The 12,920-nt window shown below is 27.8% G+C and carries 10 protein-coding genes; 1 reads left to right on the top strand and 9 read right to left on the bottom strand.

The annotated features are described in order from the left end of the window. Window positions 1-60: 60 nt before the first annotated feature. The 8 genes from KYD98_RS10920 to arcA all read right to left on the bottom strand — a co-directional run bounded on the left by KYD98_RS10920 (window position 61) and on the right by arcA (window position 10,831). The gene (locus tag KYD98_RS10920) at window positions 61-2,355 is read right to left on the bottom strand and encodes a hypothetical protein (protein ID WP_258049767.1); all 2,295 of its coding nucleotides are present in this window, start codon (window positions 2,353-2,355) and stop codon (window positions 61-63) included. A 294-nt stretch (window positions 2,356-2,649) separates the two neighbouring features. Then, window positions 2,650-3,414: a type I 3-dehydroquinate dehydratase gene (gene aroD / locus KYD98_RS10915; protein WP_219780071.1), complete on the bottom strand. Its 765-nt coding sequence runs from the start codon at window positions 3,412-3,414 to the stop codon at window positions 2,650-2,652. A gap of 159 nt (window positions 3,415-3,573) precedes the next feature. Continuing rightward, window positions 3,574-4,791, bottom strand: coding sequence for a peptidase T (gene pepT, locus KYD98_RS10910; protein WP_219780070.1), 1,218 nt, complete (start codon window positions 4,789-4,791; stop codon window positions 3,574-3,576). A 345-nt stretch (window positions 4,792-5,136) separates the two neighbouring features. Continuing rightward, complete coding sequence (locus KYD98_RS10905; protein WP_219780069.1) at window positions 5,137-5,535, bottom strand: hypothetical protein; 399 nt, start codon at window positions 5,533-5,535, stop codon at window positions 5,137-5,139. A 247-nt stretch (window positions 5,536-5,782) separates the two neighbouring features. Then, window positions 5,783-7,315 (bottom strand): YfcC family protein, encoded by a 1,533-nt coding sequence (locus KYD98_RS10900; RefSeq protein WP_219780068.1) that lies wholly within the window; start codon window positions 7,313-7,315, stop codon window positions 5,783-5,785. Window positions 7,316-7,514: 199 nt separating this feature from the next. Continuing rightward, window positions 7,515-8,426, bottom strand: a complete 912-nt coding sequence (gene arcC / locus KYD98_RS10895) for a carbamate kinase (RefSeq protein ID WP_219780067.1) — start codon at window positions 8,424-8,426, stop codon at window positions 7,515-7,517. Window positions 8,427-8,439: 13 nt separating this feature from the next. Beyond that, window positions 8,440-9,435 carry an ornithine carbamoyltransferase gene (gene argF / locus KYD98_RS10890; RefSeq protein WP_219780066.1) on the bottom strand — a complete coding sequence of 332 codons (996 nt, stop codon included), beginning with the start codon at window positions 9,433-9,435 and terminating at the stop codon, window positions 8,440-8,442. Between the two features lie 172 nt (window positions 9,436-9,607). Further along, window positions 9,608-10,831 carry an arginine deiminase gene (gene arcA / locus KYD98_RS10885; protein ID WP_219780065.1) on the bottom strand — a complete coding sequence of 408 codons (1,224 nt, stop codon included), beginning with the start codon at window positions 10,829-10,831 and terminating at the stop codon, window positions 9,608-9,610. Between the two features lie 459 nt (window positions 10,832-11,290). On the opposite strand from arcA, the gene KYD98_RS10880 reads away from it, so the two are divergent. After that, window positions 11,291-11,545: a hypothetical protein gene (locus tag KYD98_RS10880; protein ID WP_219780064.1), complete on the top strand. Its 255-nt coding sequence runs from the start codon at window positions 11,291-11,293 to the stop codon at window positions 11,543-11,545. A gap of 169 nt (window positions 11,546-11,714) precedes the next feature. On the opposite strand, the gene gltS is transcribed toward KYD98_RS10880, so the two are convergent. After that, window positions 11,715-12,911, bottom strand: coding sequence for a sodium/glutamate symporter (gene gltS, locus KYD98_RS10875; RefSeq protein WP_219780063.1), 1,197 nt, complete (start codon window positions 12,909-12,911; stop codon window positions 11,715-11,717). Between the last annotated feature and the right edge of the window lie 9 nt (window positions 12,912-12,920).

Here is a 12,920-nt window from a genome sequence, read left to right as displayed (position 1 = left end):
ATGGGGAGAAATTAAGTTTCTCCCCACTATATATTAATAATTAAGAGGAAAATAAATATTTTATCTATTAGCACTGCTTACTTGTTCAATCCAAGATTGACCTGATGGTGCTGGATTAGCTATATTAGGCAAATGTTCTCTTGCCACTCTTAATATTGTTAAGAAATCATATCTATATGATATTGTATTATCTCCCCAATGCTGTGATAATACGTCAAATGCTCTATGGACATCATCAATCATATCATTCCATTGTTTATCTGTTGGAGCTCCATTTTGATAAAATTTTCTTAATTGATTTAAGTAATTATCTATTTCACTTTTAGTAATCTTTTCATCGTAAATATTATCTTTTTCTTTATCCATCTCAGTTAATATAGATTTAATAGTATCTATATGACTTGCATATCCACCTAACTCATAATCTTTACTTAAGTTAGTTGAATTTATAGCATTTTCCCTATTTGTTGTAAAGATATTTTTTTGTAATAGTCCAAAGACTCCTCTATTATAAGCATTATCTACCAAAACAAATTCAGCCCAAGGGTCTTTACATTGTTCTAAAAATCCCTCAAAGTCATTTTTAGGAATTGCATATAAGAATTCTCTAGTCATTGTTATTGAAATCCCAGAACTTATAGCTGCTGATACATAGCTTGGATCATCCATCTCACCATTTTTTAATGTTACATAATCTTGATGTTCTGCCTTAGGTGATAAATAATCTCTATATTGTTTTTTTACTTCATTAAAATTTCCTTTTTCTTGTTGAAATGGTCCATCTGGATGCTTCTTTTCTATTGGCCAACTCCACTCTTTACCATCAACGGTTACAATATTCCTAGTATCTCCCGCTTCTAATGGTATCAATCCACAAGTAAAGTTTTCTTTTATTGATAATCCTACCATAAAGTTAGGATTTAATTTAAATATTTCTTGATCTGTAGCTATTCCCATAGCAAGATATTTAGAAGGCATCCATACTTTCAATCCATTAACACCATTTATAGCTCCTGGCATTTTATTCGGTAATCCAAGTGTTATTTGAGTATCACTACTTAGATTATATGCTATTAATTTATTTCCTGTATTAGTATTTACCTTATTATTATAATAATCTTTTTCATTATTAATTAAATCAGAAGACTTTAAATCTTTTTTCCCTTTTGTCCAAGATGAAGGTAATTCTGAATACTTAGGATAAGGTACATTTCCTCTAATTTGATTAGCTACTAAATTAGTTAATTCTGTACCAGTTTCTTGTTTTTCAGCCTTAACAATAAATACTTTTGTTGTATTAGGTGATAATAATCTTTCATCTTGTTTTAAATTTATTGTAACTTTATTTCCATCTTGTTTAAAATTTGCAGCATTATCTACTGAGATAATTTTAGCTGAAGTATTAAAACTCACTCCCCATGCTGAAAAATCATTTCCTGCCCAAACATAATCTTTATTTGGATTTGATATCGCTACCGCCCATTGTATATTTTTTTCATCTTCTGATAATATCTTATATCCTACAGCTGGAGTGCCCTCTGCTTTATCTGGTAATTCTATATCTATAGGTGTCTCATTTTTAGTCACATTATGTGTTACAGAACTAGAAAGCACTGTAGTTCCAAATGAATTTACTAATTCTGCTGTATAAACATATTCTCCATTAGGTTTATTAGTAAAATCCTTTTTAGCTACTTGAGGGTTTGGAGAATTATTTACTAATTTTTCCTCACAAATTAATTTTCCATTTTCATAAAGTCTCCAAGAATCAGCATTATTTCCATACCATAAATTCATAGTTATAGTATAATCACATTCTCCACTCCATTTATCCTTTGTTAAAACTCCTTGCGATGGTGCTCCCGTAGTACTATTAGATTTAGTTTCTGAATTCAAATTATTTTCATTAAGTTTAGCCTTATCATCAATAGAAATATTATTAGGTTTAACATCTAATGTTTTTACTAACTCCTTCTCTGACATTTCTTTATCATCAGAAGTAATTTCTTTATCCGTTCTATCCTCATTAACATTATTAACTTCATCAATATAAATATTATTATTATGCTCAACATTTAAATCTTTTGATGTTTCTTTTTGTAATTTTTCTATAGTATCACCTATGTTTTGATCAACTTGTCCATTTTTATTATTTACTGTACTATCTTTAATAATATCACTAGATTGGGTATCTGAATTTATTGACATTGTTTCCTTATTGTCAACCATATTTTCTATGTTTGAATCATTACTTTGAATAGAATCAGCTCTAACTTGAATAGAATTACCTATACATTGAACCCCTAAAATCGCGATAGTAGCAAAAGCAACCATCACTTTAGCTTTTTTACTCATTTTTTATACCCCCTAAATATAATTTATAATTTAATGCTAACACTCTTAATATTTTCTTTCAATATTTTCCAATTATTTTTATGAGTTTCTTAAAAAGCTAAATTATATGATAATATTTTTGTAAATAAATGTTATATATAATGATAAAAAACTGAATTCAAATTTTATTATTATATATAAAATGGCTAATATTCCATTATTTCAGAAATATCAGCCATTATTTTAATGCTATCTTATTAATTAAAATTATTATTTAATTACATTTTTCTACATTAATTTAAATTATAAAATAACCTATTTGTTATTATGTAGTACCTTAAGGATAGAATATAAATCTTCAACTTTTATTTGACCTGGCGCAGATGCTTTTTCAGTTGCTCCAAAAGTTAAACAAGAACCAAAAATTTCTCCAGCTAATCTGCTTATAACTCCAATTCCATTCATAGACATAGTTATTATTGGATTATCAGGATACTTCTCTTTCATCTCATTTGTAGCACAAAGTAAGGTTAAAACATCACCTGTATTTTGTGGCATAACTGCTATTTTAGCTAAATCAGCATCTAACTTAATCATTTTAGTTAACCTAAAAATTATTTCTTTTTTAGATGGAGTTTTAGAAAAATCATGATTTGACAGAATAACTTTAACTCCATATTGATGAGAAAATTCTATTATTTTATTTATATAGTCATCTCCTACAAATAGCTCAACATCAATTAAATCTACTAATTTTGTTTTTGCTATTTCACAATTTAATTTAGTATAATATTCTGATAAAATTTCTCTTTCTCCCCCCTCATTTTTACTTCTAAATGTAAAAATAAGAGGAATATCTATAAGCACCTCACTTAATTTTATTAGTATATCTTTTACTTTTTCTATATTATCAACATACTTATAAAAATCTACACGCCATTCTACTATATCTAATTTGACATTCTTTAATTCTCTAGCTTCTTCTAATATTTTTTCATCTGTATTACCTGTTATAGATACACATATTTTAGGCATTCCTTCCCCAATTTTTAATTTTTTTACTTGTACCACTTTACTCATCTTATATTGCCCCCAATAAATGTTTTGTTTTGCATATTATATCATAAAAGACTATCTCCAAAAACATCTTTATGTATTTGAGATAGTCTCCATTTATTTAATCTTTCTTAACTAAATTTTAATATTACAAAATAGAATTTACTTATTTTTTATTGTGTCTTAATTTGCATATCTTTTTAAGATTTCAATAATTATATTTGTACATATATCCATTCCTTCAACTGTAATATGTTCATATTCTCCATGGAATGCGTATCCTCCAGTTCCAAGGTTAGGACAAGGTAATCCCATATAACTTAATCTTGCACCATCTGTACCCCCTCTAATTGGTTCAACAACTGGTGTAACTCCTAAACTTTTCATAGCTTCTGTTGCATTATCTATCAAGTGAATACAAGGTTTCACAAGTTCAACCATATTTCTATATTGCTCTTTTATTGTAGCCTTTATTGTACCTTCACCATATTTTTCATTTATAAGTTTTTCTGCAAGTTTTATTAGAGATTTTTTAACTTCAAATTTTTCTGCATCATGATCACGTAATATATATTCCATACTTGCATGATCTGTATTTCCACTAAGTTTTTCTAAATAATAAAATCCTTCATAACCTTCAGTATATTCTGGTTTTTCACAAGCTGGTAACATTGAATTAAATTCAATTGCTACATTTAAAGCATTTATCATAGTGTTCTTTGCTGATCCTGGATGAACTGATACTCCACTAATTTCTACTTTAACACCTGCTGCATTAAAGTTTTCATATGAAATTTCCCCTTCTACTCCACCATCAATCGTATAAGCAAAATCTGCCCCAAAATTTTTAACATCAAATAAATCTGCTCCTTGACCTACCTCTTCATCAGGAGTAAATGCTATACATATTTTACCATGAGGAATATTATTATTTATAATAGTCTCACATGCTGTAAGTATTTCAGCAATACCAGCCTTATCATCTGCACCAAGTAATGTAGTTCCATCAGTTGTAATAAGTGTTCTTCCTTTTAAGTCTTTTAAATGTGGGAATTTCTTTGGTGATAAAATAGTATTAGTTGTTTTTAATAAAACATCCTCACCATCATAATTTTCAATTATTTGAGGATTTACATTTTTTCCTAGTGCTGATGGAGCAGTATCCATATGAGCTATAAGACCTATGCTTTTTTTATCTTCATATCCTTCTGTTGCTGGAATATGTCCATATACATAACAATTTTTATCACATCTAACATCCCTAATCCCAAGTTCCTTCATTTCTTCCACAAGTAAATGTGCTAAATCAAATTGTCTTTCTGTTGTTGGATTTGTTTTTGAATTTTCCTCTGATGTAGTATATACTTTCACATATTTTAATAAACGTTCATAAGCTTTCATTTTGTTTCTCTCCTTCTTCTATATTTATATATTAATTATTATTTAAACTATATTTTAAAACATAAGTAGACCTAGTTGTCTATCTATAATAACGTTAACTCATCAATTCCAGCACTCTTTAACCTATCTATGTTAAATTATGTTATAATTACCTTTATTATATAGAAATAAAAAAGTGGTTTTCATTATGAATAACTTACAACTTATATTACCAGATATTAATTATAAAATCCAATATTTAGATAAAAACTGTTTTAATAATGAGATCAACTAAAATTTAAAAAGCATCAATAATATTAAAAATAAATTAAATATTATTGATACTTTAATATTTAATATACTAAGTTAATCATTATTCATAAGCTTATTAAATCCATCTTGCCCTTTATAAAGAAGTATAGGAATAAATAAATAACTCAGAAATCCCGCCCTATTAAATATAAGTAGCATCAATAAAATAGACGAAACCATAGAAATAATAATTGATATTTTATTTGATTTCCTTATTAAAAAAATCATTCCTCCCATCATAAGACTAAATAAAGTTATCATAAGTGAGAATACTATGAAAATTCCAACTGAAACATATTTTTGAGGAATAATTGGCAAATTTCCATACAACAGTACAAATATAAGTGTCATAACTCCAAAAACAATAGATGTCTTACCTGTTTTCTTTTTATTTAGCATAAGAATAAATGTAAAAGATAAATATGCAATACTTAAAATTTTCATTAACCCCATATTAGTTCTCCTCTTATAATTAATAAAAAATTTATATATTAAATTATATATTCCCCTACATTAAATAAAGTGATGCTCAAAAAGTTCGAAAAGCCAAATCTACTATTTAGTTCTTCGATCTTTTCTATGAGCATCACTTTATTTTTAGATTATATTTTAAAATAATATTAATATTCCTTGTTATGAGGAAATATTATCAATTAAATATATTCTATTTTTATATTTGCATTAATACTACTTTAATATTTTATAATATTAATATTGCAATAGATAAAATTACTGAACATACTATAAAAATTCCAAGTAATATCTTCCAAACATATTTTAGCCAAGTTGAATATTCTAATTTTGCTATGCTTAATCCACCCATAACAACAGCGGAAGTCGGAGTTACCAAATTTACCACTCCAGATCCTGCTGAAAATGCTGATATCATAAGTTCAGGAGCTAATCCTAAATTTGAAGCAAGTGGTGCAAATATAGGCATTGATACTGTAGCAAGTCCACTTGTAGATGGTATCAAGAATGATAGTCCAATATAGATTACATAAGCAAGATTAACAAATATAATACCAGATACTCCATTTAGTAAATTACATGCACCATTTAATATATAAAGATCTAATCCACTATTAGTCATTATACATGATATACCTCTTGAAATTCCTATTACAAGTGCTACTCCAACCATATCAGAAGCTCCTGCTACAAATGAACTTACAATTTCTCTTTCACTCATTTTAGCAATTATACCAATTACAACTGCCATTAATAAAAACCAAGCTGCAAATTCATAGAACCACCAAGTACCAAAAGGTGCACCCATTAAGATTCCAGTGTGTTCACTAAACCATGTTACTCCAAAATCCTCCCAAGGAATTATTCCTAATATCATAACTACAAATGTTATTCCAAATGCAATTAAAGCAAATTTTCTTCTCTTTGTTAATTCAACTATTTCTTCATTATCATTCGAATAAGCTTGTAATGCATTATCTAGTTCAAATTCTGAAACTAATGATTTAGTTGGATCTTCTTTTATTCTTTTAGCATATTTCATTGTAAAATATATAGAAACTGCTAAACTGCCAACCCATAAAAGTCCACCTAATGCTAGAACTATTCCTTGATTAACAGGTACTCCTGCTGATGCTGATGCTATACCTGTTGCAAATGGGTTTATTGTAGATCCAAGTACTCCACAACCAGCACCAAGTAGAACTGTACTAACTGCTACTAAAGGATCAAATCCTGCACAAATCATTGTTGTTGTTAAAAGCGCATAAAATGCTAAACTTTCTTCTGCCATACCATATGTGCTTCCACCAATTGAAAATATTATCATTAATATTGGTATTAATAAAAGTTCTCTACCTTTTAATTTCTTAACTATTGAAGCAATACCTGCATTTAAAGCTCCACTTTTAGTTACTACTCCTAAAAATCCTCCAATTATTAATACAAAGAATGCTACATCAATTGCACCAAATACTTTACCTTGATTCCATACACTTATATACTGCCCTTCTGTTTGGGTAAGTGTTTTAAGTGCTTCTGTTATTCCACCACTTGTCATTGCCTCATTCATTGTATTTGTTATAGTTGCATCCTTAACTCCAATCATACCAGTTACTGGTGCCATTATAACATCATTAATTTTTGCTGGAATCATACCAGGAGCAAAATTTGTTATTATAGCAATAATTATAGTTAATCCTATTAATATAGTATATGCTGATGGGAAATTAAATTTCTTTTTTGAAGCTTTATTGTTTTCCATATTTTTATCCTCCCTTAAATTTAATTTCTCCCATCTTTTAACACCTTTATCTATTAATTTTAAGTTGCTTTTATTAAGTTTATCTAAAATAAATTTAGCTTAATTTTTGACGTACATATAAGATTTTTTAAATACTTATTTATTGAACTAATATAATTTAGATTTACTATTTAATCTTGCATATAACTTAAAATTAATACTAATTAGTTATTATAGTTCCTGTTAAACCTTTTAAAGCATCTTTAGCTTTATTAAGTGATGTTATTAAAGCTAAAGAGTTTTTGTTTAAATTAACAAATTCTAAACAAGCTTCAACTTTTGGTAGCATTGATCCAGGTGCAAATTGTCCTTCTTCTATATATTTTTTAGCTTCTAAACAATTCATTCTAGAAATTTCTTTTTGATTTGCTTTATTAAAATTAATACAAACTCTATCAACTGCAGTTAAAATTACAAGCATCTCAGCCTTTAAGTCATTTGCAAGCTTAGCTGCTGATTTATCTTTATCTATAACTGCTGCTATTCCTTTATAGCCATTCTCTATTTCTACAACTGGTATTCCACCACCACCTACTACAATTACTACATTGTCATTTTCTAAAAGTTCTTTAATTACATCAATTTCAACTATTTTTTTAGGATTTGGTGAAGGTACTACTCTTCTATATCCTCTACCAGCATCTTCTTTAAAAATAAATCCACTTTCTTTTACCAATTTATCTGCTTCTTCTTTCTTATAAAAGCTTCCAATAGGCTTTGTTGGATTTTTAAACGCATTATCATTTTCATCTACAACAACTTGGGTTATTAAGCTAACAACATTTTTATTTAAATTTCTATTTTTTAATTCTTGTTTTATTGCTTGTTGAAGATGATATCCTATATATCCTTGACTCATAGCTCCACATTCAGGAAACGGCATATCAAGTTTTTCCATAGCTAAATTAATCATTCCAACTTGAGGACCATTACCATGAGTCACTATAACCTTGTATCCTTCTAAAATTAAATCAACTATTGTTTTTGCTGTATCCTTAACTAAAGTTAACTGTTCTTTAGGAGAATTTCCAAGTGCATTTCCACCAAGTGCTATGACTAGTCTTTTTTCCATAGCTTATTCCTCCTTAAACGCCAAGTGTTGCAAGCATTACTGCTTTTATTGTGTGCATACGATTTTCCGCTTCATCAAATACTACTGATTGCTTACTTTCAAAAACTTCATCTGTAACTTCCATTTCTGTTATTCCAAATTTTTCTCCAATTTGTTTACCAATCTTAGTATTTAAATCATGAAAAGATGGTAAGCAATGCATAAATATTGCATCATGATTAGCATTATTCATAAGTTCTTTATTAACTTGATATGATTTTAATAATTTTAATCTACTTTCCCATACCTCATCAGGTTCACCCATAGATACCCAGACATCTGTATAAACTACATCTGCATTTTTAATACCTTTTTCAGCATCCTCAGTTAAAGTTATTGTACATTCATTTTCTCTAGCAATTTCTCTACACTTATCTACTAACTCTTTTGCTGGAAACAAATCTTTAGGAGCACATGCTGTAAAATTAATTCCCATTTTAGCACATCCAACCATCAATGAATTTCCCATATTGTTTCTTGCATCACCTAAATAAACAAAATTTAATCCTTTTAAATTTCCAAACTTCTCTTCTATTGTTAAAAGATCTGCTAAAACTTGTGTAGGATGAAATTCATTAGTCAATCCATTCCATACAGGAACTTTTGAATATTTTGCCAAATCCTCAACTATTTCTTGACTAAATCCTCTATATTCTATACCATCATACATTCTTCCAAGCACTCTTGCAGTGTCTTTAATACTTTCCTTTTTACCCATTTGAGATCCTGATGGTCCTAAATAAGTTGTTCCCATCCCTAAATCCATAGCACCAACTTCAAACGCACATCTAGTTCTTGTAGAATCCTTTTCAAATAATAAAACTACATTTTTACCTTTTAATACCTCATTTGCTTGTCCTATTCTTTTAGCCTTCTTTAAATCTTTAGCTAAATCTAATAAATATCTAATTTCCTCTGGTGTATAATCTAACAATTTCAAAAAACTTCTTCCTCTTAAATTTATAGCCATTTATTTTTCCCTCCATTAATTTAAATATACTTATTCGCATTTTTGATCTTCTATAAATATAATTATCACTTTTAGCTGAAGTTACTTTTTTATAACACACAACATTTCTTTGGTATATTATTTTTTCACCCTAATTAATTAAAATGATTATCTGCAAAATAGTATTTTAAATTTATTCCTCTCTTATTAGAGGCATTGACATACAACGAGGGCCACCTCTTCCTCTACTTAGTTCACTTGATGGTACAACATAAATTTTAACTCCATTTTCTTCAAGTATTTTGTTTGTAACATAATTTCTTGAATAAACAACAACTTCTCCTGGTCTAATACAAAGTGTATTAGAACCATCATTCCATTGTTCTCTTTGAGAAGTTATATAATCTCCACCTCCACATTGAATTAAAACTATATCGTCTCTATGAAGATGTTTTGCAAGTACTTTTTCCAATTCCATATTTACTTCATTAATTACTAATTTTTCATCTTCTCCTTTTGTAATTTCAAAAACTTTTAAAGGTCCTTGAATTTGAGGATGAATTGTAAATTTATTATAATCAACTTGAGTAAATACTGTATCTAAGTGCATATAAGCTCTTGATTTAGGAATATCAAATCCTAAAATAGTCTTTATTTTGTTTCCTTTTGTGTTAAAGAAAATTTCTTTGGCAAGCCTTTGTAGTCCTTGAGGGGAAGTTCTTTGAGAAATACCGACAGCTAATACTTCATCTGAAATATTTAAAACATCTCCCCCTTCAAGTGAATAAGGGAAATATCTATCATAAACTTTCTTTGTATCTTTAAATCTTGGATGATAATTAAAGATATATTCAGCATAAATAGTTTCTCTTCCTCTTGTTACTGAATACATTTTATGAAGGCTAATCTTATCTCCAATAGAGGCAAAAGGATCTCTTGTAAAATATAGATTAGGCATTGGATCTGTTATAAAAGGATACTCATCGTCTACTAAATCAGCTAGTTCTACTTCTTTAAAACTAACCTTAGGTAATTCATCTTTTCTAATACCTGACATAGTTTTTCTAACTAATTCTTTTGTATCTTTTATACTATTAAGAAATGTTGTTACTTTTTCTATCATGTGTGGATTTAAAACTTCTGCTTCTTTTATAAATTGATTTATAAACTTATCCCGAATTTCCTTATTATCTATTACTTCAGCCATTAATTCATGAAGATATAATACTTCAACACCATTATCGCGCAATACATTAGCAAAAGCATCATGTTCTGCTTGTGCCTTTTCAAGCCACGGAATATCATCAAATAATAATCTATCTAGATATTCTGGAGTCAAATTTTCTATTTCTTCACCAGGTCTATGCAGTAATACGGTCTTTAATTCTTTAATTTCACTTCTTACTAAAATACTCATACTATGATTACCTCCATTTAATACTTTACCCAAAGCTAGTATCCATATAAAAACTCTCCGATAACTTATACATAGCTTTAAGTTAATAATTTCTTAGTTTTAATTTCATATAAAACTAAGAACTTTTTATAGTACATATATATGAAATAATCTTATTTATACGTGCATATATTGTCGAAATATATAATTATTGTAGATATTCCTCTTTTTTATTCTTTAATTATAAATATAGTATATTGTTTTTTGATAAAAATATTAAATTTTAGGTTAATTTTAGATATTTAACAAAATATTTGATAATTTTATCATAATTAAACTATTTAGACTGAATTTAATTTTTCTTTACATAATTTAAAAATTATTGTAATGTTTGCAAAAGTTTAATCATATATTTAAATATCTCAATAAGAAGTTATATTTTTTATTGTCTTGTGGCAATAATATTAAGGTGGTTACATTATGGAATTTATGTATATAAAATATAAAAATGGAATAAGAGAATCTATTATAAAAAAAGGAGAAAATATTTTAATGAAAGATAAAAAAATAATATCTTTTGAAAATAGAAAAAGAAAAACTTCATTTCAATCTACAACTAGATCAGAAATACATCCATATACTAAAAATGTATGCATGCAAAATAAACTCGATCAAGAAATAACAGATTTTTTCTTTAATGCAGTACACAAAAATTACTTATCTAATAGAAAATAACAATTTAAACTATATTTAAAAATCAAAAACACTTATGATAAGAATTTATCATAAGTGTTTATATTAAGTATTCTATATTAAAATGCACCTATCTACTTTATACTAAAAAACTATTTAATGTTAATTCTATTTTTAAAAATATATTAATTTAAGTAAAAATCACAATACTTTAATGTACTAAATTTATAAATAAAATTATAATTGCTGAATTTATAAAGTCTATAAAAAGACATCCTACAATTGGTACTACAAAATATGGAGTTGGTGCAAAACCATATTTACTTGCTAATGCATCCATATTTGCAACTGCATTAGGTGTAGCTCCCATTCCAAATCCACAAATAGCAGAGGCAAATACAGCTGAATCATAGTTTTTCCCCATAATACGGAAAGTCAAGAAATAAGCGAATAACCCCATAAGGATTGCTTGTGCAATAAGCATAACAATCATAGGAAGTGCTAAATCAAAAAGTTCCCATAGTTTTAAGCCCATTAAAGCCATAGCTAAAAAGAATGAAAGACTAATTCCTCCAATTGTTTCTATTTCTTTTTCTTGAAGTTCAACTTTTCTTATATCACATACATTTCTAATAATCGCTGCCGCAATCATAGCACCTATATAAGAGGGAAATGTAAGCCCTAAATCTTGGATAAATCCAGATATTATAGCCCCTACTCCCATTGCTATAAAAAGCCAAGAAGTAGCATTCATAAGTCTTTTATGACATAAAATAGCTTCATCATCCTCATGGAAATCACTTAAAGGTATTTTTTTATCATGAACTTGTTTAGGAGTTTTTAATTCATGTCTTTCAATTAAAGTTTTAGCCACAAATCCTCCTATAAAGCTTCCCATTACTAGTCCAAATGTAGCTGACGCAAACGCTACTGTTGTTGCCCCTTTAACTCCCATTCCTTCTAAAAGAGGTCCAAAAGATCCAGATGTTCCATGTCCTCCAACCATAGGTATTGACCCTGTGCAAAGTCCTAATAATGGATTAAGATTAAATAGCTTTGCTAAAGAAACGCCTAAAACATCTTGAAATACTACAAGTAAAATTGCCATTGCTAAATATACAATAACTTTAATTCCACCTTGTTTTAATATCTTAAGACTAGCAGTATAACCAACGCTAGTAAAAAATGCTGTCATAAACAGATTTTGTAATGTAGTATCTAATGTAATTGTTGCTACATTGGTAATTTTTAAAGTAAGAATAAATATAGAAAAAACTAATCCTCCTATAACTGCTGATGGTATACAATACTTAGATAATACATTTATTTTTTTTCTTAAATAAACACCTAAGTAAAATATAAGTGTTACTAATGCCATTGTTTCAAATATGTTAAGTTTTAACTCCATATCTCCCCA

Source organism: Clostridium weizhouense, from assembly GCF_019431045.1.
GTDB classification, from domain to species: Bacteria; Bacillota; Clostridia; order Clostridiales; family Clostridiaceae; genus Clostridium; species Clostridium weizhouense.
This window is presented reverse-complemented; position numbering and strand designations above follow the sequence as displayed.